17 protein-coding genes, 2 tRNA genes and 1 riboswitch are annotated in these 24,913 nt (G+C 59.7%); of the genes, 12 read left to right on the top strand and 7 right to left on the bottom strand.

Translation table 11 applies throughout. From position 1 onward, the window contains the following. Window positions 1-600 precede the first annotated feature (600 nt). The 7 genes from dnaN to L8U60_RS06165 all read left to right on the top strand — a co-directional run bounded on the left by dnaN (window position 601) and on the right by L8U60_RS06165 (window position 14,099). Window positions 601-1,791, top strand: coding sequence for a DNA polymerase III subunit beta (dnaN, locus tag L8U60_RS06195; RefSeq protein ID WP_269965570.1), 1,191 nt, complete (start codon window positions 601-603; stop codon window positions 1,789-1,791). Window positions 1,792-1,835: 44 nt separating this feature from the next. Then, the gene (gene recF, locus L8U60_RS06190) at window positions 1,836-3,035 is read left to right on the top strand and encodes a DNA replication/repair protein RecF (RefSeq protein ID WP_269965499.1); all 1,200 of its coding nucleotides are present in this window, start codon (window positions 1,836-1,838) and stop codon (window positions 3,033-3,035) included. Further along, window positions 3,032-3,646, top strand: a complete 615-nt coding sequence (locus L8U60_RS06185) for a DciA family protein (RefSeq protein ID WP_269965498.1) — start codon at window positions 3,032-3,034, stop codon at window positions 3,644-3,646. Before recF ends, L8U60_RS06185 begins: the two co-directional genes overlap by 4 nt. Window positions 3,647-3,789: 143 nt before the next feature. Beyond that, window positions 3,790-4,602 carry a hypothetical protein gene (locus L8U60_RS06180; protein WP_269965497.1) on the top strand — a complete coding sequence of 271 codons (813 nt, stop codon included), beginning with the start codon at window positions 3,790-3,792 and terminating at the stop codon, window positions 4,600-4,602. Between the two features lie 154 nt (window positions 4,603-4,756). Beyond that, the gene (gene gyrB / locus L8U60_RS06175) at window positions 4,757-6,838 is read left to right on the top strand and encodes a DNA topoisomerase (ATP-hydrolyzing) subunit B (RefSeq protein WP_269965496.1); all 2,082 of its coding nucleotides are present in this window, start codon (window positions 4,757-4,759) and stop codon (window positions 6,836-6,838) included. Window positions 6,839-6,948: 110 nt separating this feature from the next. Continuing rightward, complete coding sequence (locus tag L8U60_RS06170) at window positions 6,949-7,836, top strand: alpha/beta fold hydrolase (RefSeq protein ID WP_269965495.1); 888 nt, start codon at window positions 6,949-6,951, stop codon at window positions 7,834-7,836. 242 nt (window positions 7,837-8,078) lie between these two features. Next, window positions 8,079-14,099, top strand: coding sequence for a G5 domain-containing protein (locus L8U60_RS06165; RefSeq protein ID WP_269965494.1), 6,021 nt, complete (start codon window positions 8,079-8,081; stop codon window positions 14,097-14,099). Window positions 14,100-14,185: 86 nt separating this feature from the next. Here L8U60_RS06165 and tenA read toward each other — a convergent pair whose 3' ends face one another. The 7 genes from tenA to L8U60_RS06130 all read right to left on the bottom strand — a co-directional run bounded on the left by tenA (window position 14,186) and on the right by L8U60_RS06130 (window position 20,004). Further along, complete coding sequence (gene tenA, locus L8U60_RS06160) at window positions 14,186-14,854, bottom strand: thiaminase II (RefSeq protein ID WP_269965493.1); 669 nt, start codon at window positions 14,852-14,854, stop codon at window positions 14,186-14,188. Window positions 14,855-14,858: 4 nt separating this feature from the next. Then, the gene (locus tag L8U60_RS06155; RefSeq protein WP_269965492.1) at window positions 14,859-15,518 is read right to left on the bottom strand and encodes a TenA family protein; all 660 of its coding nucleotides are present in this window, start codon (window positions 15,516-15,518) and stop codon (window positions 14,859-14,861) included. Continuing rightward, window positions 15,511-16,374, bottom strand: coding sequence for a bifunctional hydroxymethylpyrimidine kinase/phosphomethylpyrimidine kinase (gene thiD / locus L8U60_RS06150; RefSeq protein WP_269965491.1), 864 nt, complete (start codon window positions 16,372-16,374; stop codon window positions 15,511-15,513). Before thiD ends, L8U60_RS06155 begins: the two co-directional genes overlap by 8 nt. Beyond that, window positions 16,363-16,459: riboswitch (TPP riboswitch) on the bottom strand. (Overlaps the previous gene by 12 nt.) Window positions 16,460-16,906: 447 nt before the next feature. Next, entirely contained in the window at window positions 16,907-17,254 is a 348-nt protein-coding gene (locus L8U60_RS06145) for a hypothetical protein (protein WP_269965490.1), read from the bottom strand. A 38-nt stretch (window positions 17,255-17,292) separates the two neighbouring features. Then, the gene (locus L8U60_RS06140; RefSeq protein ID WP_269965489.1) at window positions 17,293-19,347 is read right to left on the bottom strand and encodes a Rib/alpha-like domain-containing protein; all 2,055 of its coding nucleotides are present in this window, start codon (window positions 19,345-19,347) and stop codon (window positions 17,293-17,295) included. Window positions 19,348-19,493: 146 nt separating this feature from the next. Then, the gene (locus tag L8U60_RS06135; RefSeq protein WP_269965488.1) at window positions 19,494-19,751 is read right to left on the bottom strand and encodes a TetR family transcriptional regulator; all 258 of its coding nucleotides are present in this window, start codon (window positions 19,749-19,751) and stop codon (window positions 19,494-19,496) included. A 28-nt stretch (window positions 19,752-19,779) separates the two neighbouring features. Further along, window positions 19,780-20,004: a CopG family transcriptional regulator gene (locus L8U60_RS06130; protein WP_269965487.1), complete on the bottom strand. Its 225-nt coding sequence runs from the start codon at window positions 20,002-20,004 to the stop codon at window positions 19,780-19,782. A 101-nt stretch (window positions 20,005-20,105) separates the two neighbouring features. Between L8U60_RS06130 and gyrA the strand changes: the two genes are divergently transcribed. The 5 genes from gyrA (at window position 20,106) to L8U60_RS06105 (ending at window position 24,789) form a co-directional block, all read left to right on the top strand. Further along, a complete protein-coding gene (gyrA, locus tag L8U60_RS06125; RefSeq protein WP_269965486.1) occupies window positions 20,106-22,652 on the top strand; it encodes a DNA gyrase subunit A in 2,547 nt (848 codons plus the stop codon). A gap of 3 nt (window positions 22,653-22,655) precedes the next feature. Next, the gene (locus L8U60_RS06120) at window positions 22,656-22,997 is read left to right on the top strand and encodes a DUF3566 domain-containing protein (RefSeq protein WP_269965485.1); all 342 of its coding nucleotides are present in this window, start codon (window positions 22,656-22,658) and stop codon (window positions 22,995-22,997) included. Between the two features lie 90 nt (window positions 22,998-23,087). Then, window positions 23,088-23,164 (top strand) — tRNA-Ile (locus tag L8U60_RS06115). Window positions 23,165-23,176: 12 nt separating this feature from the next. Next, window positions 23,177-23,249 (top strand) — tRNA-Ala (locus L8U60_RS06110). 301 nt (window positions 23,250-23,550) lie between these two features. Continuing rightward, the gene (locus tag L8U60_RS06105) at window positions 23,551-24,789 is read left to right on the top strand and encodes an IS256 family transposase (protein ID WP_269965484.1); all 1,239 of its coding nucleotides are present in this window, start codon (window positions 23,551-23,553) and stop codon (window positions 24,787-24,789) included. Window positions 24,790-24,913: the final 124 nt, after the last annotated feature.

Here is a 24,913-nt window from a genome sequence, read left to right as displayed (position 1 = left end):
AAAATTTTACACAGAGAGCCGGTGGCTCAGCGGGGCAACGGGCCTTGACACTTAACCCACGTCTCCCCCTCACCCTTCCCGCTGAGTTATCCACAGAGTTATTCACACCTGTGTAATTCCACCGTTGTAATTAAATGAGATTAGTCACAGTTTTGGTTATCCACAGGCCCTTAGCAGCATCGTCCCTGATTCCACATGGTGTGCCCAAGGCTGTGAGTGAGGGGTGGATAACTCACCTTCGGCTGTGAGGAATGGGAATAAGAATCTGAAATTCCACAGATGATCCGAGTTATCCACAGGTTGTCCACACCCGTGGCTCACACCCCAAAATCACAATTACCGTGCACCGAAACCGGGATCTCCACAGAATGCACAGGACCTATTGTTCTTACCGGTTCTTTTCTTAGTATTAATCCCAAGAGAAAGAGAGCGTGGGGATAACTTCGGCGGCTCGGGCGCCGCGACGGGGAACCACAAGTGGTGCGTCTCGCACCCACTGCCTAGGGTGGAGCGCAGAACTTGTAATCTTGGGCAGATGTGGGGCTAATGCCGATGAGCAGTCATGAGCTCCCACCTCTTCCGACCACCAAGGAGCAGATCATGGACGACATCAACGTGTCATTCCGCGTGCACAAGGATGACCTGACGGACGCTGTCGCGTGGGTCGCCCGCAACCTGCCTACGAAGAACACTCAGCCGGTGCTGCGTGCAGTGGTCATCACTGCTGATGACAACGGTTTGGAGTTCGCGGGCTTCGACTATGAGGTATCCACTCGGGTGCGCATCGGCGCCGAGGTGGATCAGCCGGGTCGCGTTGCTGTAGCCGGCAAGCTCATGGCGGACATTGTGTCCAACATGCCGGCGAAGCCGGTCGAGGTGTCGGTGGTCGAAGGCAAGCGCCTGCTGCTTCAGGGTGGGTCCGCGCGCTTTGAGCTGCCGCTCATGCCGCTGGATGATTACCCGCAGTTGCCAACGCTGCCGGAGGTGACCGGCAGGCTGTCTACCTCGAATTTTGTGGGTGCTATCACGCAGGTTGCTTCCGCTGCCGGCCGTGATGACACGTTGCCGATGCTCACGGGTGTGCACATGGAAGTCCACGGCAACCGTGTGCAACTGGCTGCGACGGACCGTTTCCGTTTGGCACTGCGTTCCCTGGAGTGGGAGCCGGTGAGCCAGGACGTGGAGGCAAAGTTGCTCATCCCGGCGAAGACGCTGTTGGACAATGCGCGCACGCTGGATACGCACCTGGAAGAGCCGGTGGAAATCGCCGTGGGTACCGGTGACAACGTGGGTGGGGAAGGCCTGTTTGGTCTGCACTCCGCGAACCGTGAAACCACCACTCGTTTGCTGGATGCGGAGTTCCCGAACATTCAGCCGCTGTTGCCGAAGACGCATACGTCGATGGCAAGCGTCGAAATTGCACCGCTCGTGGAAGCTATTCGCCGCGTGAGCCTGGTGGCTGACCGCAATGCGCAGCTGCGCATGCACTTCAAGCCGGGCGAGGTCACGCTGTTTGCATCCGGTGCTGATTCCGGTGAGGCGAGCGAGTCCCTGCAGTGTGCGTTCACGGGTGAGGATGAGCTGCTCATCGCCTTCAACTCGGGCTACCTGCGCGATGGTTTGTCGGTGATTCCTACGGACCGTGTGGTCTTTGGTTTCACGGAATCGTCCCGCCCAGCGATCATGATCCCGGAGCCGGAGGAGATGCCGGAGGCGAATGCGGACGGAAGCTTTGATACTCCGGCCACCAACTTCACGTACCTGCTTATGCCGGTGCGCCTGCCGGGTTAAAACGCCAGGTAAACAGCTGTCATCAAAAAACCCCGGGGGTTTTTGTGTATCTCCGCGAACTCGATCTGCGTGACTTCCGCTCATGGCCTGAGTTGTCGTTGTCGCTCGAGCCGGGGGTCACGGTGTTTTCGGGCCGCAATGGCCATGGCAAAACCAACATCGTGGAGGCGGTGATTTACTCCGCGACGTTGGCCAGCCACCGGGTGTCCTCGGATGTGCCGCTGGTGCGGGCGGGTGCCGCGAATGCCAGGATTTCAGCCACCACGGTCAATGAAGGCCGGGAGCTGACAACGCACCTGCTCATCAGCCCGCGGGAGGCGAACCAGGCGCAGATTAACCGGACGCGGTTGAAGTCCCCGCGCGAAATCCTTGGGGTCCTGCGCACAGTGGTGTTCGCGCCGGAGGATCTCGCCCTCGTGGCGGGGGAGCCGGCAGAACGCCGCCGGTTCTTGGACGGGCTGGCTGCCATTCGCGCGCCGCGTTTCGGTGGGGCGAAGGCGGATTATGACAAGGTGTTGCGTCAGCGCAATGCGCTTTTGCGGACGTCGAATATGGCTCTGCGCAGGGGATACAACGACGATGATGGCGCCAGTGCGCTGAGCACTCTCGACGCATGGGATCTGCAGCTGGCACGCCTCGGCGCCCAGGTGGTGGCTGGCCGGATGAAGCTCACCAATGAGCTGGCACCACAGGTACACGCGGCGTATGCGTCGGTGGCGCCGGAATCCCGGCCCGCACAGATAAGCTACTCATCCACCTTGGACCGCGCGGTGAAGGAACTCGCCGGCGACGAGGAGATCACGGTGGAGATCCTCGAAGCTGCGTTTCTTACGGAACTGTCGCGCCGCCGCCGCGAGGAGATTGATCGCGGCACCACGTTGGTGGGCCCGCACCGCGATGACCTTGTGCTCATGCTGGGCGAACAGCCCGCGAAGGGCTACGCCAGCCACGGTGAGACCTGGTCTTTCGCACTGTCGCTCCACCTCGCGGAGTACGCGTTGCTGTCGGCGGATGGTTCGGCGCCGGTGCTGATTCTCGACGACGTTTTCGCGGAGCTTGATGCTAAACGACGTCAACGGCTCGTCGCCGTCGCCGAAGAAGCAGAGCAAGTGCTCATCACTGCCGCTGTCGGCGATGACCTGCCGGAAAACCTCGACGACCATGTGTCCGCGCGCTACTTCGTGGAGATGGTCGATGGGATCTCCCGCATTACGGAGGCCACTGTGAAAGAGGCGGACCAGTGACCGAGCACACCCCACCACAAGACTTGGTCGCCTCCACGTTTGAGAACCTCCGCGCCACGGCGAAGCGCCGCGGCGGCAAACTGCCAAACTTGAACCGGCAGGGCGCCAACGTCATTCCGCGGCGCAGTACCGGTAAGGGCAACCCGACACTAGAAGGAGTGATGGTTCCGGGATTGGACCTCACACCGGAGGCGACAAAAACTCGGCCACTTTTTGGCCGGCCGACGGGTGCGGATGGGCGCGCGTTGCCGCGCAGCTATGCCGTGAAGGGCTTTGGGTCCCTGATCAAGAAGGAGATCGCGCAGCGCGAGTGGACGGAATCCATCGCGCACGGCTGGGTGATGGGCAACTGGGAGTCCTTGGTGGGGGAGAAGATCGCCCAGCACACCGAGGTGACCATGATCAAAAACGGGGAGGTTTTTATCTCCTGCGACCAAACAGCGTGGGCGACAAACCTGAAGTACATGCAGTCCACGGTGCTGTCCAAGATTGCGGAGAAGATCGGCCCCGGCGTGATCACGAAGCTGCATGTCTACCCGCCAAAGACCAAGAACTGGCGGTACGGGCCCCTCCACGTCAAGGGCCGGGGGCCGCGGGATACGTATGGGTAAAGTACTTGCCTGAAGAAAAGTTAGGAACTAGCATGAATCGTGTTAGCTCCGAGATTGAGCCGTAAGGCGAAGGTTCTGTTCGACAGGACGCTCGGGGCACTTGAATTTTCGGGGGCGGGGAATTGAAGTTTAGTGATCTTGATATGGATCTTTTGGTATCCGAACCGCGCATGGATACCTACCGTGAGGCAGCTGTGAGGGCTTGTCCTTCTCTAGGCAAAGCGCCAATTGAGCTCTTGTCTGAGAGTGAAGGAGAACTCGAGTTTCATAGAAAGCTCGAGATCGCTGCTGCCCGCCTTTATTTTTGGGACTCATTTGTTTCGGGCGCGCTTTGGCCGTGGATTTCATTTGTAGAAGTGATTGTTCGTAACTCAATAAATGATCACCTTTGCGCATATTTCGATGTCTCACCGGTTGATGGTTGGCACACTTTGGTACGCGATGGTGAGAACTTCGTGAAGAATTCCAAAGAAGGAGATTTTCTGAAGACGCGATATCTCCTTTTGACCTCCAGAGACTATGAGGCCTTTAAGACGAAGTTGAACGAGGTCAAGCGGCGTAAACGAACTGACTCAATCACAGGCGATATTTTCGTTGGAAAAGTGTCATTAGGCATCTGGATTAGTCTTCTTAATGAGGGGAGTTCTGCACCTGGGAAAGGGTTTCTGAATTATGAACAGACTCTTTGGCAACCGTGCCTGAAAGAGGCATTTCCAAATTTCAATGGTCGGAGAGCACAATTGCGTGACAAGCTGAATCGCTTTGCACGTTTGCGAAACAGGATTGCCCACCATGAGCATTTGCTAGGTAAGAATATTGCGAACGAGCTAGACAACCTGATTGAGATTGCTGGCTATGTGGATAGCGATGCGGCACAACTAATTTCTGAGAAGAACATGGTGGAAGTTGCTCTGTCTAAGAAGTCAGAGTTCTTGCACGGTGGAACAGTTCTTTGAACATTATTCATTAGCCCTGAGTTCGGATTGCCTGAAATCGCGCGAGAAACGCGCTCTCGCTGGCGCTGGCGGTGCGTCTGTGGGGAACCACAAGCGTGTAAGATGGCGTGGGTTAGAGACGTATTGAACGCCGTGACAGGAGAGTTTCGGGAAAGTGGCTGAGCAACAACCGCATTATGACGCGTCATCGATCACCATCCTTGAGGGATTGGAGGCGGTGCGTAAGCGCCCCGGCATGTACATCGGTTCGACCGGTGTGCGCGGCCTGCACCACTTGGTGTGGGAGGTCGTGGATAACTCCGTCGATGAGGCGATGGCTGGGTACGCGGACAAGGTCGAGGTGACCCTGCTCGCGGACGGTGGTGTCCAGGTGGTGGACAACGGCCGTGGTATTCCGGTGGAGATGCACCCGTCCGGTGCGCCGACGGTGCAGGTTGTGATGACGCAGCTGCACGCGGGCGGCAAGTTCGACTCGGAGTCCTATGCGGTCTCGGGTGGTCTGCATGGTGTGGGTATTTCCGTCGTTAATGCTTTGTCCACTCGTGTTGAGGCGGATATTAAGCGCGACGGTAAGCACTGGCTGCAGAATTTCAAGAATGCGGTGCCGGATGAGCTCATTGAGGGCGATAACGCGCGCGGCACGGGTACGACGATTCGTTTCTGGCCGGACGCCGAGATTTTTGAGACGGTCGATTTTGATTACGACACGATTGCGCGCCGCCTGCAGGAGATGGCCTTCCTGAACAAGGGTCTGACCATTGTTCTGAAGGATGAGCGTGTCTCCGATGAGGAGCTGGAGCTTGAGGCGATCGCTGAGGAAGGCGATACGGCCCAGGCTCTGGACGGCGATTCTTTCGATGACGCAGACGCTGATGCTGACACGGAGAAGACCGAGGACAGCAACGATGAGACCGGTGTTGCCCCGGCGACGAAGAAGAAGCGTGAGAAGAAGGTCACGTACTACTACCCGGACGGCCTGGTGGATTACGTCAACCACTTGAATCGCACGAAGACGGCGATTCACCCGTCCATCGTTGGTTTTGAGGCCAAGGGCGAGGAGCATGAGCTTGAGATCGCCATGCAGTGGAACAGCGGCTTCAAGGAGTCGGTGCACACGTTTGCTAACACGATTAATACGCATGAGGGCGGTACGCACGAGGAAGGTTTCCGTGCAGCGCTGACCATGCTGATGAACCGTTATGCGCGTGAGCACAAGCTGATCAAGGATAAGGATCCGAACCTGACGGGCGATGACTGCCGTGAGGGTCTCGCCGCGGTGATCTCTGTGCGCGTGGCGGACCCGCAGTTCGAGGGTCAGACGAAGACGAAGCTGGGTAACTCGGAGATCAAGGGCTTCGTGCAGCGCTCTGTCAATGAGCACCTGAATGACTGGTTTGATGCGAACCCGGCTGAGGCCAAGGTGATCATCAAGAAGGCAGTGTCTTCCTCCCAGGCACGTGAGGCAGCGCGTAAGGCGCGTGAGTCTGTGCGCCGTAAGTCCGCGACGGACTTGGGTGGTCTGCCGGGCAAGCTGGCGGATTGCCGTTCGAAGGACCCGGTTGTCTCCGAGCTGTTCATCGTGGAGGGTGACTCCGCTGGTGGTTCCGCAAAGCAGGGCCGTGACTCGATGTACCAGGCGATTCTGCCGTTGCGTGGCAAGATCCTCAACGTAGAAAAGGCGCGCCTTGACCGTGTGCTGAACAACAATGAGGTTCAGGCGATCATCACGGCGCTGGGCACGGGTATCAATGATGAGTTTGATATTTCGAAGCTCCGCTACCACAAGATCGTGCTCATGGCCGATGCGGATGTGGATGGCCAGCACATTGCAACGCTGCTGCTCACGCTGCTGTACCGCCTCATGCCGGAGCTGATTGCTAATGGTCACGTGTACTTGGCTAACCCGCCGTTGTACAAGCTGAAGTGGCAGAAGGGTGAGCCGGGCTACGCGTACTCCGATGCGGAGCGTGACGCGGAGTTGGAGGCTGGTTTGGCTGCTGGCCGCAAGATCAACACGGATGATGGCATTCAGCGCTACAAGGGTCTGGGTGAGATGAACCCGGGCGAGCTGTGGGAGACCACGCTGGATAAGGAGCACCGTGTGCTGCGTCGCGTGGAGTTGGATGATGCTCAGCGTGCGGATGAGCTGTTCTCCATCCTCATGGGCGATGACGTGGCTGCGCGCCGTTCCTTCATTACCCGCAAGGCAAAGGATGTGCGTTTCCTCGACGTGTAGTGCGCGGTGAGGTTGCCGGGGGTCGTCGATATTTTTGCTTATCGACGGCCTCCGGTTTCTTTTTAGCTGTTCCCCCTCTTCCCGCATTGTTTCTTGGCAGAATGTTTCCCATGTCTGTGATTGAGCGTTATACGTTGTCCTACTTGCCGGATCATTCTGTGAGCACTGTGTATTGCTTTACACCGGATGCACCGGTAGGGGATGCGCCGTTGGTGATGATGTGGCCGGGCTTTGGCATGGGCGCCCGGTACTACCGCCCGTTGGCGCGTGAGTTGGCGGGACGTGGGTACAACGTGGCGATTGGGGAGCTGCGCGGCCAGGGTACGAACTCCACGAAAGCGATGCCGGACAACCAGTGGGGCTATCACAACCTGGCGTCGGAGGATTACCCGCGGGCGATTGAGGCGGCGAAGAAAGAGCTGGGCCTGCCGCGGGACTATCCCACGGTGATGCTTACCCACTCGATGGGTGGCCAGGTGGGCTCTATGTTCCTCGCCCGCCCGGAGGCTAAAGAGTTGAACGTGCAGGGTTTGATGGGTGTGGGCACTGGCAGCCCGTATCACCGCGGCTTCACCGGGCGGGCGTATGTTCGCGCTCTGTTGGGCGGGCAGCTCATGGGCCAGGTGGCCAAGCTTCGTGGTTTCTGGCCGGGCGGCGCGTTGGATATTGCTGGTTACGGCCGCCAATCCGGCCGGCATGTGTACGAATGGTCCTTGTTTAATCGGACCAACAGCATTGCCAATCTCGCGGGCCAGGACATCAACTACGCGGAGGAGATCAAGAATGTCCGCGTGCCGGTACTACTCACCCGCTTTACCAATGATGCGGAATGCACTTTGGCGTCGTGCGAGTACCTTCTTTCGCACTTGGAAAAGGCCCCGCGTAAGGCGGAGGATCTCTCCGGCAACCTGGGGCATAACCGGTGGGCGCGTGAACCACAGATCATCGCTGACCGCTTTGAACGCTTTGTCGCGGGGCTTGGACATGAGTCACTGTGATAAATATCACATATACCCATAGCTTAAGGTATCTCACGGGAAAAGAGCTTCCGCACGCAACTATTTCCTGCTTGCGTCGTACTCGCGTTGCAGGTTTCAACCAGAATCCTGAGAAAACTTGTATCTATCTGGCACTTCCCCGGATTTTTAGTTGGCTAAATGGCCATTTATTTGGCACAGTAACCATAGATACCTGAGATGGGTATCCCCATTTCACGGTTGCATAGTCAAAAGGAGTAAGTGTGACTAAATCAACCCGACGTACACGCACGACTACCCGTTCCGGGATAGCCGCTGCGTCAGTCGTTTCATTGGCCCTCGGCGCATTCGCTGTCGTCGGCCCCGGTCCCGTTGCCACAGAGGCTGCTGCAGCAACACTCTCTGGTGGCATCCGCGACAAGTCCGGCGCGGTAGAGCAGGACGCCCAGAAGGCCTCCGACCTGCCGGCCGGGTCGTGTGTTGTTGAAGAGAGCAACACCTCTAACCACAGCCAGGCTGGTTTCAGCTGGAACACCCTGGAGCCGGCCGCGGACAGCCCCGACAAGACCCTGTGGGGCTTGAGCGTCTCCTTTGATAACTCGAAGGACCGCACGTTCGCCGATTGGTCCTTCACCAATGGGGCGAACCTTGGCGGCGTCTTGAATACCGGCAAGGTGCCTTCCATGAAGGCCGGCCAGACCTTCCTTGGCAAGAGCGTCACGCACAAGGCTGACGAAGCCATTGAGATTACTGGTGGTGGTGTACAACGAAACCTGAATATCTACGCAGAGATGACCGATGAGAAGGTCGGGCAGTTCGCTTCGGCCACTGCCGACAATCCTGTGCGCTACGCCTGGCAGAGCAATTACAAGAAGGACCATACTTCGGGCCTGAAAGCTACGGAAGGCACCAGCGCGGTATTCAGCGCTACTGTAAACCCGTGGCCGAGCGAAAACATCGAATGTAACCCGATTACGGTGTCGTGGGAGGACTGGGAGAAGCACGTCATCGTCCCTGGGCCTGAGGGCGAAACCAAGGTCGGTACCGTCAACATTCCTGCTGTGCAGAACGGCGGTACAGACGACTCGATGTCCCGCATGGTCGTGGAGGCCTATGACGGCAACGGCAAGTTCATCGGCACTACGGATCCGGCAGTCTCTGGCGGTGAACAGCGCCTGCGTATCGACGAAAAGACCGGTGACATCTACTTCACCTGGCCGGAGTACCGCGGTACTGACCTGGCGACCGACAAGAACGTCAACTTCTCCGTTCTGGCAAAGCCGCGTAGCGTGGACCAGCTCAAGGCTGCAGCTAAGAACAACAATGAGTGGATCGAACATGACGGAGCCTTCGACAGCTCCAACTCGCTGGATCGCTACAGCAAGGCGAACGTCATCGACTCCAAGGCGTTCTCCCTGGACGACACCGAATACCACGACCCGAAGTACGACAAGACCGACGCGTCGATCATCTCCGGCGTCGACAGTGCTACCGGTCCGATTGCTACCGAGCCACAGAAGGTCACCTTCACCCAGACCCCTGACCTGATCAAGGAACTGGCGAAGAAGAAGGATCAGAAGGGTTTCGAAGCTAAGGCAACCCTGGACGAGAAGTACGTCTACGAGGGTTGGAGCGTCAAGATGGACGAGGACTACAACGTCACCGTCATCGCTCCGAAGGAGCCACGCCCGGGCACTTTTGCACGCCCTGTGGTGACGGTGGAGTACTCGAACGGCTCCACGGACGAGCTGGAACTCCTCGTGGTTGTCGACCCGAATAACACCCAGGTCACTGACTTGGTGCGCCCGAGCCTGACGAAGGGCACTATCGGTGACGAACTCACCGCCCAGGTGGGCACCAAGTCGATCATGAAGGGCCACAAGCCAGTTAACCCGGCTAAGTTCGAGATCGACGAGTCCACCGTGCCTGAAGGTTGGACCGTGACGGTCGACGAGACCGGAAAGGTCACCGCGAAGGCGGACGACACCGTCGCACCGGGCACCATCATCACTCCGAAGGTGAAGGCAACCTACCCTGACCAGACCACGGACGAGATCGAGACCCAGTTCCAGGCGATCGTTGACATCAAGATCCCGAACTACGACACGGTAACCAACAAGCCGAGCGCAAATGTCTCACTCAAGCCTGAGATTCCTGAGCGCGGCCTGAGCGGTAACACGACCGATGAGGCCCCGAAGCGCTACACCTTCCCGGAGGGCAAGACCGAGTACACCCACACGGATGACAGCGGAACGTGGACCGTCAAGATTGACGAAAACACTGGTGAACTCACCACGACGATCCCGAGGACCGCACCCGAGGGCTATATCCTGAACGTCCCGGTGCTCGCGCACTACGACAACGCTGACAAGCCGCAAGAGGTCAAGGGCACTGTCGTCGTTCTGAAGAGCGACTTCTCTCCCACATACTCCGTTGAGTCGACTGGCCCGAACCAGGCCGTGAACCACCAGGTTCAGGACGCCCCTAAGGGTTCCAAGTTCTCCTTCGGCAAGGACGAGAACGGCGAACCGATCACTGAGCAGGAAGTTGACGGCTGGAATTACAAGGTCGACCCGAACACCGGTGTTGTATCTTCCACCCCGCCGGCAGACTCCAAGCCGGGTGACAAGAAGACCATCAACGTCACTGTGAACACTCCAGATGGCGGCACGCCGCTGGTGCCAGTCACCACTGTGGTGAAGCTGACCAACAACTACGAGGCTGAACCTGGCATCCCGCCGCAGACCGTGTACCCAGGCGATACGGCAACCTCGCCGCTGGAGATCAGCCAGCCTGCGGGCGCTAACGTCAAGGTTGCTGACAAGAACCCCTATGTCATCGATCCGGATACCCCGGGTTTCACGCCGACTGGCGGCACCAACGAGTTCGGCAATCCGACCTACAAGGTCAACACTGCTAACGGTGATTGGATCGTCGGCCTGGACGACAAGGGCAACGTTGTATCCACTTCGCCGGAAACCGCAGAGCCGGGCGACAGCATTGAGGTCCCCGTCACCGTGACCTATGAGGACGGCTCCAAGGACGTCACCAACGCTTTGATCAAGGTCATTGACGTTCTGAAGCGCGAGATTCCGTTCAAGGTCGAGTACAAGTACGACGACACCATCCCTGCTGGCGAGTACAAGGTAGAAACAAAGGGCGAGCCGGGTGCAGAGAAGATGAACAAGGACGGCAAGTGGGAGCGCGTCGTTGATCCAGCAACTGGCAAGCCGATTGATCCGGTCAACGAGGTCGTCGTCATCGGCACCAAGCCAGCCGAGAGCGCCAAGGACGTCTCTTGGAAGTTCCCGATTCCGTACCCGACCGAGGTTCGCGAGAACCCGGCGCTTGCGCCTGGTGAAATGAAGGTTATCCAGGAGGGCGTGAACGGTGAGAGGATTTACTCTGCCAAGTTCACGTCTAAGGGTGATCAAGCCTCGGTAGCTGAAGAAAAGGTCACTCAGGAGCCGCAGCCTCGCATCATCGAGGTCGGTCCAGGTCTCCCTGACCAGGAACTGACCAGCAAGAAGACCCAAGAGGTCCCGTTCGAGATCGAGTACGTCTACGACGACACCCTTGAGTCCGGTAAGCAAGTTGTCGAGGAAGAGGGCGTCCCGGGTGAGCAGACCATTACCTCCACCCAGAAGATCAAGGACGGTAGGCCGGACGGCGAGCCGAGCATCAACATCGAGGAGACCAAGGCCCCGCAGAAGGCCAAGATCCGCATCGGTACCAAGACCACCGGTGAAAACGTTGAGACCGTGAAGTCCGAGGTTCCGTTCGGTGTGAAGATCGAGTTCGATCCGAACATGGCGGCTGGTACGTCCGAGGTTGTGACCGAGGGTGTTCCTGGTGAGAAGACGGTGACGGTCAAGCGCGACATCACCAACTCCAAGCCGGGTGACCCGCAGGTCACCGAGGACATCACCAAGAAGCCTGTTGATCAGGTGATCAAGGTTGGTACGAAGCCGTCTGAGGCTTCGGAGAAGGTGACCTGGACTGCTCAGGTTCCGTTTGAGGTTGAGACTCGTCCGAATCCGGAGTTGAAGCCGGGTGAGATCAAGGTTGTCCAGAAGGGTGTTCCGGGTGAGAAGACCTACACTGCTGATTTCACCGCTAAGGGTGATCAGGCAACGGTGACCCCTGAGGAGAAGCAGACTAAGGATCCGGTTAACGAGATCATTGAGTACGGTCCTGCTGCTAAGGACACCTCTGTGGTGACCAAGGTTGAGAAGCCTGTTCCATTCGAGACCGAGATCGTCTTTGATGACTCCCTTGAAGAAGGTCAGCAGAAGGTTGATCAGCAGGGTGAGACCGGTACTGAGGTTGTGACCTCCACTCAGAAGATTGTCGATGGCAAGCCGTCTGGTGATCCTGAGGTGAACACTGAGCGCACCAAGGAGCCGGTCAAGCAGATCATCCGTGTTGGTACCAAGACCACCGGAAAGAACACCGAGTCCGTTGAGACTGAGATTCCGTACGATGTGAAGGTCGTCTACGACCCGAGCCTGAAGCCGGGAGAGTCCAAGGTCACTCAGGAGGGTAAGCCTGGCAAGAAGAAGGTGACGATCGAACGCGATATCGTCAACTCCAAGCCTGGCGACCCGAAGATCTCCGAGGAGACCATCGAGGAGCCGGTGGAGAAGATCATCACTGTCGGCACCAAGCCTGCTGAGGCAACGAACAAGGCAACATGGGTCGCGCCGCTGCCGTACGACACGATCGTGCGGGTGAACCCGGAGTTGAAGCCGGGAGAGATGAAGGTCGTCCAGGAGGGTGAGTACGGCGAGAAGGAATTCACCGCCGACTTCACTGCGAAGGACAACACCTCCACGGTGAACACCACCGAGAAGGTGACCAAGCAGCCGGTTCAGCAGATCATCGAGTACGGCCCAAAGGCTGACGACAGCGAGGTTGTGACCAAGACGGAGAAGCCGGTTCCGTTCGAGACGAAGATCGTCTTCGATCCGAATCTGAAGGCGGGCGAGCAGATCGTCGATAAGCAGGGCGAGCTGGGTACTGAGGTTGTGACCTCTACTCAGAAGATCGTGGACGGTAAGCCTTCCGGCGAGCCGACTGTGACGACTGAGCGCACCAAGGAGCCGACCAACGCGGTCATCCGCGTGGGCACCAAGGCTGACCCTGTTACCGACAAGGTCGAATGGACTGAGAAGACCCCGTTCGAGACCGAGATCCGCGTGAACCCGGACTTGAAGCCGGGGGAGACCAAGGTTGTCCAGGAGGGCACGCCTGGCGAGATCAAGCACACCGTCACGGTGACTGTTGATAACGGCAAGGTGAACAAGGACGAGTCCACTGAGAAGATCAGCGACCCGACTCCGCGCATTATCGAGGTTGGTCCGGCTGAGAACCAGACCGAGCTGACGGACAAGCACACCGAGGAGATTCCGTACGAGACCATCGTTGAGTACGACCCGAACCTCGAAGCCGGCAAGGTTGAAGAGGATCAGGCTGGTGTCGTTGGTGAGAAGGAAGTTTCCAAGACCTGGAAGCTTGTAAACGGTGAGCCTGTTGGCGACCCGGAGACCACCGAGACGGTGACGAAGGAAAAGCAGGATCGTAAGATTCGCGTTGGCACCAAGTGCAACTGCGATAAGCCGACGGACCCGGACAACCCGGACAACCCAGACACGCCGGATAACCCGGATCAGCCGGATACCCCGACGCCTCCGGTGGATCCGAATAACCCGAGCTCGAACGGTGGCGAGGTGGCAAAGCGTTGCTTCGGTAACGCGGTTCGTTCCCCGCTGCTGTGGCTGCTGCCAATCGGCCTGCTGGCAAGCCTGGGTGGCAAGCTGGTTCAGCCGTACATCGGCCAGGTCCAGGGCCAGCTGGATGCGATGAATGCGAAGATCCAGGAGCAGATCCGTCGTAACACGCCGGACTTCGGCCACGGTCACGGCCACCACGGCCAGGACAACGAGCAGTTCAACGAGATGGCTCGTCGTGTGAACGAGGTCAACGCACAGCTCCAGGGCTTTGCAAACGACCCGAACATCCAGAAGATCGGCCAGGCAGCCGGTGTCATCCTGGCAATGGTTGCCGCTGGTGCAGTCCTGTACGACTGGTGTTCCAACCCAGTGGGTGACGCCAAGACGTCCATCGGTGGCGCAGGTTCCTCCAACAAGGATGGGTCATCGAAGGACGGGTCTTCCAAGAAGGACGGTTCTTCCAAGGAAGAGTCCTCCAAGAAGGAAGGATCCTCCAAGAAGGACGACTCCAAGAAGGGTGGGTCTTCCCGCCCGACTAACTCCAACGAGTAAGTAGGGACAGCGAAACCCCCTGTGAGCGCCCACCATTTCGGTGGGGCCCACAGGGGGTTCGTCGTTTTAAATGGGGGAGGGGCCGCCTACTTCGCGGAGTCCACGGCTTGCTGCCAGAAGTCTGCCTCCAGGCGGGTGGCGGTGCGGAAGATATCCAGGAGGCGCTCGTAGCGCTTCGTGCCCTTGATCTCTTCGGCGGGGACGGCCAGGAGATCGTCGAGAAGCTTGGTCATGTACACGGCCTGATTCTGGAACGCGTCGCCGGAGTATTCCTGGATCCACTCCTTGTACGGGTGATCCGGGTTCGCGGTGAGCTTCGGCTCCAGGTAGGTGCCAATTTCGGCGTAGCCGATCTGGCAGGGGGCCAGTGCGATCTGCAGCTCCAACAGGTCACCAGCCATGCCGGTGTCCAGCACATAGCGGGTGTAGGCAACGGTGGCCTGTTTCTCCGGCGCGTGGTCGAGCTCGTCGCTAGTAATGCCCCAACGCTCCGTCAGGCGGCGGTGCAGATTCGTCTCATGGATAGTGGCAGACAGACCCTTCGCTGCGGCCTCAACCTCACCCAGGGTGCGAGCCTTGTAGGCGGCAAGCGCGTTGGCGCGGGCGTACTGGACGAGGAACAGGTAGTCCTGCACCAAGTAGTCCTGGAAGACGGGGAGGGGGAGGGTGCCCTGCCCAAGATCCTCCACGAACTCGTGGTGGATGTATGCGTCCCACTCTGGGGCGTCCTGCTTGAGTAGCTCCAGAAGATTCATGTTCTTACACCTCTAGGGGTTGCTCGTAGGAATTGTTGAAGAACTCCAGTTCCAGTGCCACGGCACGGCCGAAGTATTCGGTGATGATGCGGCGGTCTTCCTTGCTGCGCTCACCGAGGCGGTCCACCTCACTGCGGAGGAATGCCACGAGGTCGTGGAACTCCGGGTAGTCGTGCAGCTCAATCCACTCGTTGTGGACGAAGCTCTCCGGGCGGTTCTCCGGGGCCTTGATGGCCCAGTCGAGGTAGAGCCACTCAGCGACCACGAGGACGCCGAGGGCGGCTGCGTAGGAGCGAGTTTCTGCTGCCTCGCGCATGAGGCCGGTGAAGCCGGTGCAGGCGGGGGAATCCGGGGTGTTGGCGCGCAACTCCTCGGTCACGCCCAGCGCTTCAAAGGAGCGAAGGAAGTAGGTGTTCTCATCCCCGGCGACCTCGCCGATGAACTGGGACAGGCGAAGGCGCGGGGCGAGATCGTCCGCCGTGGACATCGCTGCGCCGAGCAGCTGCAGGAAACTGTCCAAGAAGCGGTAGTCCTGCACCAGGTATCCGGCCATGACGTTGTTGGGGATTGAGCCGCTAAAAAGCTCCTGCACGAACCTGTGATTGACGGCGGCATCCCACGTCTCGCGGTGGGTGTCACGCAATTCCTCAGTGAATCTAGGCATTGTTCCTCCAAAGATTGTGGAAGTGGTGGACCGGGCCGTGGCCGTGACCCACATTGAGCTGGTCAGCGTGCTTGAGCGCCGCCGTGAGGTAATCTTTCGCCTCACGCACCGCGGACTCCATGTCCATGCGCGGCAAACGCGCGGCGATGGCAGCGGACAGCGTGCAGCCGGTGCCGTGGTCATTCGTCGTGGCAATGCGCGGGGCCGTGAGCTCAATGCGCGTGTCCGGGCCGATGAGGATGTCCGTGCTCAGCTCACTCGTGTGGCCTTCCAAGTGGCCGCCCTTGAGCAGCACCCAGTCGCAGCCGAGGGCGAGAAGCTTGTCTGCGTTCTCCTGCATCTGATCGAGATTGTTCATCTCCGCGTCTAAGCCGAGGAGCACCGATGCTTCCGGAAGATTCGGCGTAATCAACGTGGAACGCGGCACCAGCTGCTCGCGCAGGGCGCCCTCCGTATCCGCGTCGAGGAGACTATCCCCGCTCTTAGCCACCATCACTGGATCAAGCACCACCGGGCAGGTGGCCTTGTCCGTGTACTGGTCCAGGGCCTTGGTGATCGCCTCGATGATGCCCGCGTTGGCCACCATGCCGATCTTCACCGCGTCCACCTGGACGTCCTCGAACACGGCTGCTGCCTGGTCAAAGACGAACTCCGGGTCAAGCGCCTGGAAGGCCCGGACCCCCTGGGTGTTCTGTGCCACCACGGCGGTGATCACGCTCATGCCGTAGGCGCCTGCGGCGGAGAAAGCCTTCAGGTCTGCCTGGATACCGGCGCCGCCTGACGGGTCCGTGCCGGCGATGGTGAGAACGTTGGGTATGCGTTTATTAGGTTTATTAGGTACGCGAATGTCACTCATAGACAATTCCTCCGCGAATACGAATTCGATCAGGTTCAACGGGTGTAATCTCAGCCGACTGCGGACGGCACCCCGTGTCTTACGAGTTCCAAGCTACCCCACCGGGGGATTGGCGGGTTGGTTTCGGGGTGGGGGTGGATGGTTGGGGGCTGTGCGGCGGTGTGGTTGCTCTTAAGTCTCGGGAGTTAAGAGCAGTCCTGGCGTTTTACGGAGGGTTGTGCACGATATTCCGGAGCTCTGGGCAGGCGGGGCTGGGCAGCGTGCTGCCATGGGCTGTTTCTGGGATTGAAGAAAGGGGATAAGCACGCCCGCTTTCATACGCGGGGGCTTATCCCCTTATCCCTGAGGAATATGTGTTGCAGTTCTTCCGCCACAGTCTTGCTTCGGTCATCCGCACGGGGTGCTCTGTGTTCAAGAGCTACCGCTAGTTGCTGTAACCACAATTGCCACTGCAACCACAACAGCCACAAATGTAACAGACCCCCGGTGGGTATGCCACACGAGGGTCTGGTTCGTCGAAACGGACGAGGGTTTAGTTTGTTCCCTGCTGCTTGAATGCCTCAAGCCGCTTCTGGAATTCCGCGTCCCAGCGCTGCAATTGCGCCTTAATCGGCGGGAACTGTGCGATGACACCCAGCACTGCTGCCGTTGCTGCGAATGCTAGGAACAGCGACAGAGGTGCCGAGCCGGTGTAGGCCTTGCCGAAGGTTGGCGGCTCCGGCACCTCATACCCATCAGGGATCGCGTCGGCGTTGTCCTTGTTCTCCCTCACCGAATTCGTCGGGGAACCACTAGACCCATCCGCGGCCACCGCATCGGGGGCCACGAGAAGGGACGTGGACAGTGCAACTGCCATCGCAACAGACGTGAGCTTCTTCATGCCGGGAATCTTACCGCTGAAACTGACCATCAGGAGAACTAACGGGGCATCCCGTTATTGTTCATCCAGTTCCACACACCAAAGCCCAGACCACCCAGCAGACCCAGGATCAGCAACACGATGCCGATGATTCCGCCCGTGGACGAGCCCTCAGCGGAAGAGTCCGGCTTATTGGTGTCCGTCGGCTTAGAGTCCTCCGTCGGCTTCGGGTCCTTGGTGGGTTCCGTCGGCTTAGTCGGCTCGGTCGGCTTGGTGGGCTCGGTGGGCTTAGTCGGTTCCGTCGGATCCGATGGCTTGGTCGGTTCCGTCGGCTGGCTCGGCTCAGACGGTTCACTCGGCTTGGTGGGCTCGGTCGGCTCGCTTGGCTCCGTGGGCTCCGATGGCTTAGTGGGCTCCGTCGGCTGGCTCGGCTCAGACGGTTCACTCGGCTTGGTGGGCTCGGATGGCTCGGACGGCTTGGTGGTGGTCGGCTTCGTGATGGTGGCCTTCACTTTCACCTTCTTGGTGGTGCCGTCGGGGAATTGGATGGTGACTGGGATGGTGAGTTCGGTACCAACCTTGCTGCTCTCGACGGTGATGGCACCGGTCTTCTCGTCGGTGGAGATCTTCACACCGTCTTTGTCCTGGTTCGGGCCAACGAACTTGGTGCCCGCCGGTGCGGCCGGGGTCACGGTCGGGGTGATGGTGGCGGACTTGCCGGCTTCAACGTTGGTGTTGTCGGGGTAGGTGACCTTGTGGGCGTCGGCAAGCTTGTTCTTGGGCTCCGTGGTTGTGAACTTGACGTTGTAGGCCTTGGAGCTGCCGTCGGGGAAGGTGGCCTTGATGGGGAGCTCGGCGGTGAGGCCGGCGGGGCTGTTCTTCGGTGCGGTGACGGTGACCTTGCCGGTGGTCTTGTCCACGTTGATGGTCCAGCCCTTGGGGGCTTTGGCGTTGAGGGCGAAGGTGGTGCCCTTGGGGGCGTCGCTCTGCGGGGTGGAGGTGCCGGGCTGGTCGGCGGGGGTGGTGATGTCCGGGTAGATGATGGTGGTCTTCTGGGAATCCCACTTGCCCCCCGTGACCACCTTGAAGGTGACCAGCTTCTGCTCAGAGGACTTGTCCGGGTAGGTGATATCCACCGGGAACTCAATCTTGGTATCGCCCTTCAGCGGCGCCTTCGGGGTGACGGTGAGGTCGCCCTTGTCGTTGAAGGAGGTCTCAAGGATTTCGGCGATGTTTTCGGCGAACTTCGGGACGATGGCGAACTTCGTGCCGGCAGGGACGTCCTTGGTCTGCTTCGCGGTGGTGGGAACGCCAGCGTTGCCGTTGAGGTCAGTGGACGGTGCCCACTCCGGGTCGTACTTGGCGTTGTCGCGGTCCTTGTGCGGGGTGGTGTTGCCATCCTTGTCAGCAACGATGACTGAGAGGTTGGTGTACTCGTAGGACGTGTCCGGGTAGGTGATCTTCAGGTGCACGTAGGCGGTGGAGCCAGCGCCGGTATCCGCGTGCGGGGTGACGGTGATGTTGCCGTTTTCGTCCACGGTGGCATTGATGTGATCGGACTTCTTCTCAATGGCGTACGTCGTGCCAGCGGGAACATCGCCCTTGCGGTTCGCGGTGGCGGACTGCTTCTCCTTGACGGTCAGCTTGTCGTAGGTGACCTCGTGGGTGTTGGCGTGGTTGTTGCCACCTTCAATCACGGTGACGGTGTGCTTGTACGTGCCGATTACTTCCCACTTGGTCTTGTCGGCGTTGAGCTTGGACACCTCCGTGGTGATGGTGATCGCCTGACCCGGACGTGCATCGACTGGGGCCTTTGCAGTGAAGATGCCAGTCTTGTTGTCGTAGGTGAAGGTCCAGCCGTGGGCATCCTTGATGCCGCTGAAGCGGTAGTCATCCGTAGCCTCCTTGGATGGCTTAATGGTCACCTCATCACCGGCGACAACCTCAACGTTGGGCCAAGAAAAACCGTCCACGGGTGCGGACGGGGCGGCGGCGGTAGCGGCGGTGGGGGTGGCGGAGGTGATGTTGTCCGCAAAGGCGGAGGGGACGGCCAGGCCAGCGCCTACGAGAGCGGCGGTGGTGGCCAGAGCGACGGTGTAAGAGCGGAGCTTCATAAAAATGCTTCCTTCCCGGAAAGGGAGATATAGTGCCAAGGTTTTTACAAGCAAAAGCTTACAACTTTCACGGTGGTTTCATGACATGGAATCTATTTCCGTGGAAAAGACACGGTGTGAGGCGTGTTCCTGTTGGCGGTTCAGCGTCAGCGCCGCAGGTAAATCTCCGCGGCGACGATGGCGAATTCCTTATTGTGGGCGGTGAGAGGTTCCAGGCGTTCGATGCCGCGGGCCAGGGCGGCAGCGGCAGCGGTGGGGGAGTCGAAGACCGGGATGCCCTCAATGCGCGCGCCGGGAATGGCGGCGGCAGCGCAGATGGCGGAGAAGCTGCGCACGGTGGTGGACCACTTCGCGCACGCTTCGTCGGCGATGATGAGGAGTTGTTCGGGGGACAGGGGAGTCATTGGTTTCTGCTTAGCCTCTAGTCAGCCCCTACTCCGCCTCATGCGGTCGCGCCCGGCGGATGCGGGCGGCCAGGGCGGGGCGGCCGGGGATGGTCTCCTGGGCGAGGGAGTGCACGGCGGCGTCGTCAAGCAATCTGCTCGCGGCAATGGCGATGGAGCGCTTCGCGGCTTCTTGCTTGCTGCAGCCCCACGCGCTGGCGAGCAGGACAAGGGCGCGGTCCTCTTCAGTGGACAACCTGAGGGTCATAGCCATGGGGTGATGGTATCACTCTGATACCGCATGGCACGGGCCGAAAGGCGCTAAAGGCGCGTAAACTGCGTAGAGGATCTATCTCTAACTGAAAGGCCAACACCTTGAGTGACGATATTTTCGGCGGTGAGCTCGGCGACCGCATCCTCCCCATTGACATCAATGAGGAGATGCAGACCAGCTACATCGACTACGCAATGAGCGTCATCGTCGGCCGCGCACTGCCTGACGTGCGCGACGGCATGAAGCCGGTGCACCGCCGCATCATCTACGCAATGTATGACTCCGGCTACCGCCCGGAGCGTTCTTATGTAAAGTCCGCGCGCCCGGTGTCTGACACGATGGGTCAGTTCCACCCGCACGGTGACTCCGCTATTTATGACACGCTGGTGCGCCTCGCCCAGCCGTGGGTCATGCGTTACCCGCTGGTAGACGGCCAGGGTAACTTCGGCTCCCGCGGTAATGACGGCCCGGCAGCTATGCGTTACACGGAGTGCAAGATGACGCCGCTGTCCATGGAGATGGTGCGCGATATCCGTGAGAACGCCGTGGACTTCTCCCCGAACTATGACGGCAAGGCGCAAGAGCCGGACGTGCTCCCGTCCCGTGTGCCAAATCTGCTGCTCAACGGCTCTTCCGGTATCGCCGTGGGTATGGCCACCAACATCCCGCCGCACAACCTGGGCGAGCTGGCGGAGGCCATCTACTGGATCCTGGACAACTACGACGCGGATGAGAAGGCCACCCTGGACGCGTGCATGGAACGCGTCAAGGGCCCGGATTTCCCCACCGCCGGCCTCATCGTCGGTGACCAGGGCATCAAGGATGCCTACACCACCGGCCGCGGTTCCATCCGCATGCGCGGTGTCAGCGAGATTGAGGAAGTGGGCACGCGCCAGGTCATCGTGATCACGGAGCTGCCGTACAACGTCAACCCGGATAACTTCATCTCCGGCATCGCTGAGCAGGTCTCCACGGGCAAGCTCACCGGCATCTCCAAGATCGAGGACGAGTCGTCTGACCGCGTAGGCATGCGCATCGTCATCACCCTCAAGCGCGACGCCGTGCCGCGCGTTGTGCTGAACAACCTGTACAAGCACTCGCCGCTCGAGTCCAACTTCAGCGCCAACATGCTCTCGCTTGTGGACGGCGTGCCGCGCACCCTCCGCCTCGACCAGATGCTGCGCTACTACGTGGCGCACCAGATCGAGGTCATCGTCCGCCGTACCCAGTTCCGCCTCGACGAAGCGGAAAAGCGCGCGCACATCCTGCGCGGCCTGGTGAAGGCACTGGACATGCTCGATGAGGTCATCGCGCTCATTCGCCGTTCCCCAACGGTCGACGAAGCACGCGCAGGCCTGATGAAGCTTCTCGACGTCGACGAGGTCCAAGCCGACGCCATCCTCGCCATGCAGCTGCGCCGCCTGGCAGCCCTGGAACGCCAGAAGATCGTGGATGACTTGGCCGCTATTGAGGCCGAGATCGCCGACTACAAAGACATCCTGGCCAAGCCGGAGCGCCAGCGGGCGATTGTGGCAGAGGAGCTGGCGGAGGTCGTCGATAAGCATGGCGATGAACGCCGCACCCAAATCGTCGCCGCAACCGGTGATGTGACCGAGGAAGACCTCATCGCACGCGAAAACGTCGTGGTGACCATTACTTCTACCGGCTACGCAAAGCGCACCAAGGTGGATGCCTACAAGTCGCAGAAGCGCGGCGGCAAGGGCGTGCGCGGAGCTGAGCTGAAGCAGGACGACGTGGTGAAGAACTTCTTCATCTGCTCCACCCACGACTGGATCCTCTTCTTCACCAACTTCGGCCGTGTTTATAGGTTGAAGGCGTACGAACTGCCGGAGGCCGGCCGCACCGCACGTGGCCAGCACGTGGCAAACCTGCTGGAATTCCAGCCGGAGGAGAAGATCGCCCAGATCATCCAGATCCAGACCTACCAGGACGCCCCGTACCTGGTCCTGGCCACCCGCGATGGTCGTGTGAAGAAGTCCCGCCTGACCGACTACGAGTCCGCGCGCTCCGCCGGCCTCATCGCCATCAACCTCAACGAAGGCGACGCCCTCATCGGCGCATCCCTGGTCAGCGAAGACAGTGACATCCTGCTTGTCTCTGAGCAGGGTCAGGCCATCCGCTTCACCGCGGACAATGACCAGCTCCGCCCGATGGGCCGCGCAACCGCCGGTGTCAAGGGCATGCGCTTCCGCGGCGACGACCAGCTGCTGGCGATGACCACCGTCAAGGACGGCGACTACCTCCTCGTAGCTACCTCCGGCGGCTACGGCAAGCGCACCCCGATCGAGGAATACTCCCCGCAGGGCCGCGGTGGCCTGGGTGTCATGACCTTCAAGTACACCCCGAAGCGCGGCAAGCTCATCGGCGCCCTGGCAGTGGAAGAAGACGACCAGATCTTCGCCATCACCTCCGCCGGCGGTGTCATCCGCACCGAAGTCAACCAGATCCGCCCGTCCTCCCGCGCCACCATGGGTGTTCGCCTCGTGGACCTGAACGACGGTGTGGACCTCCTGGCCATCGACGTCAACGTCGAAGACGAAGGCGAAGAGGAAGCAACCGCCGTGGCCAAGGGCGAGAAGACGCTCGAGGACGTGGCTGGTTCTGCTCCGGCGGAGACTGAGGAGTAACGCATGGCCGCACGCAACGTGACAGTGACGAAGGTCCGCCCGATGAGCGCCTTCAAAATTGGTATCTGCATGGCGCTCATCGGCTTCGCTGCGTGGCTCATCGCGGTATCAGTTCTGTACATGGCCGTCGACGCCGCTGGCGTCGTCGCGTCCATGAACTCCCTGATCAGCGGTGTGGGTGGTGACACGGCCATCGACTTCCCGTTCGTCCTCGCCATCGCCGCCCTCTTCGGCGCCATTGGCGTGGTGTTCGTGGCGCTCGTGGCCCCGCTCACCGCCTTCCTCTACAACGCTCTGACCGGGCTTGTTGGCGGCGTGGAAGTAGAGCTCACTGACTACCGTTAAACACGTTTTTGTTGAGCGGTAAAAAGGGCCGTTACCCAGGCGATTTGTGTTTGTATAGGTCGTCTGGGTAATGTTCTAGAAGTTCCGAGCGGGCCTATAGCTCAGTCGGTTAGAGCGCATCGCTGATAACGATGAGGTCGCAAGTTCGATTCTTGCTAGGCCCACCAGTTCGGAACAAAGGGGCATTAGCTCAATTGGTAGAGCGCCTCCCTTGCAAGGAGGAGGTCAGGAGTTCGATTCTCCTATGCTCCACAGGACGTGGAACCCGTCAGCCGTGATCGGCTGGCGGGTTTTCGCATTGCTCCCTTGTGCTCCGTCGAGGCCGTTGTGCACGATGCTGTGCACGATTCTCGGGAGTTGTGCGAAAAGCCCTCTAAAATCCCAGGACTGCCCGCAACTCTCCGGAGTTGAGGGCAGGCGTCCTTGGCGGTCTGGGTTGCGTCCCTTAGTGTGGTGTAACGCTTGCTGATGGTGGACCCTAGGAAATAGTGGGGCGGCCACCGCCAGTAACCTTTCGACTCAACTTCCACATCTCACCGAAAGGAACATGACGATGACCGCTGCACCGCATTCTATCGACCCGACAACCTATCTGGACGATCTGCTCGCCCAAGCGTCGCCGGATCTGATGCGGCAGATGCTGCAAGGGTTTATCAACCAGATCCTCTCCGCCCAGGCTGACACCGTCTGCGGCGCTGAATACGGCGTCACTTCTACCGAGCGGGTCAACCACCGCAACGGGTACCGCCACCGCGACCTCGACACCCGTGTCGGCACGATCGACGTGGCAGTACCAAAGCTGCGCCACGGCGCGTTCTTCCCAGATTGGCTGTTAGAGCGCCGCTCACGAGCAGAACGGGCACTATCGACCGTGATTGCCACGTGCTATCTCAAAGGGGTTTCTACCCGCAGGATGAACGATCTGGTGGCAACCCTTGGGATTTCCAACATGTCGAAATCACAAGTCTCGCGCATGTCGGAAGAACTCGACGAGATGGTCGCAGACTTCAGAAACCGCCCACTCGACCCCGGCGGGTACGCCTACCTGTCCTGCGACGCGTTGACGATCAAAGTGCGCGAAGGCGGCCGGGTAGTCAAATGCTCAGTGCTGCTGGCCACCGGGGTCAACGCCGACGGGTATCGCGAAATGCTCGGCATGCACGTCGCCACCGCGGAATCCAACGCATCGTGGAAAGGCTTCTTCCAGGACTTAAAAGCTCGCGGGCTTCGCGGTGTCTTCCTTATCACCAGTGACGCCCACGAAGGCATCCAGCACGCCATTTCCGAAGTGCTGCCTGATGCCTCCTGGCAGCGGTGCCGCACCCATTTCGCGAAGAACCTCTACGAGAAAGTCCCCAAAATGCAGTGGCCGATGGTCTCTGCGATGTTCCAGACGATCTTCCAACAACCTGACGCCGCATCCACCTGGGCTCAAGCCCGCGAGGTCGTCGACCTACTGGAACCGAAATTCCCGCAGGTTGCGGCGTATTTGGAGGAATCACTCGATGAGATCTTGGCGTTTACCGCAGCGCCGAAACCAGTCTGGACGAAAGTATGGTCAAACAACCCCACCGAGCGGCTCAACCGGGAGATCCGCCGGCGCACCGACGTTGTGGGCATCTTCCCGAACCGTGAATCCATCATTCGGCTTGTCGGTGCAGTCCTCGCAGAGCAGCACGACGATTGGATCCAGCAAAAGCGCTACATGTCACTATCGGCACTCGAACACACCAAACACCTCATGCACCACCCAGGAGGTGATCATGGCGACCACCACCAACTAACCGCCTGACCACAACCCCAAACTTCATACCGAGCCGAAAGCACAAACCGCTACACCACTACACGGGACTTGACCGGCGGTCTGGGCGTCTGCCCGCGACGGACTCCCCGAAGTGCTACAGGAAATCGTTATT

The organism is Corynebacterium meitnerae (assembly GCF_027570075.1).
Lineage (GTDB): Bacteria > Actinomycetota > Actinomycetes > Mycobacteriales > Mycobacteriaceae > Corynebacterium > Corynebacterium meitnerae.
Note: the sequence above shows the minus strand (reverse complement) of the source record. Positions and strands in the feature narration are given on the sequence as shown.

Coding starts and splice junctions, on each gene's coding strand:
- dnaN (WP_269965570.1), top strand. CDS start 601: ATGGACGACATCAACGTGTCATTCCGCGTGCACAAGGATGACCTGACG.
- L8U60_RS06145 (WP_269965490.1), bottom strand. CDS start 17,254: ATGAAGAAGCTCACGTCTGTTGCGATGGCAGTTGCACTGTCCACGTCC.
- L8U60_RS06180 (WP_269965497.1), top strand. CDS start 3,790: ATGGATCTTTTGGTATCCGAACCGCGCATGGATACCTACCGTGAGGCA.
- L8U60_RS06140 (WP_269965489.1), bottom strand. CDS start 19,347: ATGAAGCTCCGCTCTTACACCGTCGCTCTGGCCACCACCGCCGCTCTC.
- tenA (WP_269965493.1), bottom strand. CDS start 14,854: ATGAATCTTCTGGAGCTACTCAAGCAGGACGCCCCAGAGTGGGACGCA.
- L8U60_RS06155 (WP_269965492.1), bottom strand. CDS start 15,518: ATGCCTAGATTCACTGAGGAATTGCGTGACACCCACCGCGAGACGTGG.
- L8U60_RS06120 (WP_269965485.1), top strand. CDS start 22,656: ATGGCCGCACGCAACGTGACAGTGACGAAGGTCCGCCCGATGAGCGCC.
- L8U60_RS06105 (WP_269965484.1), top strand. CDS start 23,551: ATGACCGCTGCACCGCATTCTATCGACCCGACAACCTATCTGGACGAT.
- L8U60_RS06135 (WP_269965488.1), bottom strand. CDS start 19,751: ATGACTCCCCTGTCCCCCGAACAACTCCTCATCATCGCCGACGAAGCG.
- L8U60_RS06170 (WP_269965495.1), top strand. CDS start 6,949: ATGTCTGTGATTGAGCGTTATACGTTGTCCTACTTGCCGGATCATTCT.
- L8U60_RS06130 (WP_269965487.1), bottom strand. CDS start 20,004: ATGGCTATGACCCTCAGGTTGTCCACTGAAGAGGACCGCGCCCTTGTC.
- thiD (WP_269965491.1), bottom strand. CDS start 16,374: ATGAGTGACATTCGCGTACCTAATAAACCTAATAAACGCATACCCAAC.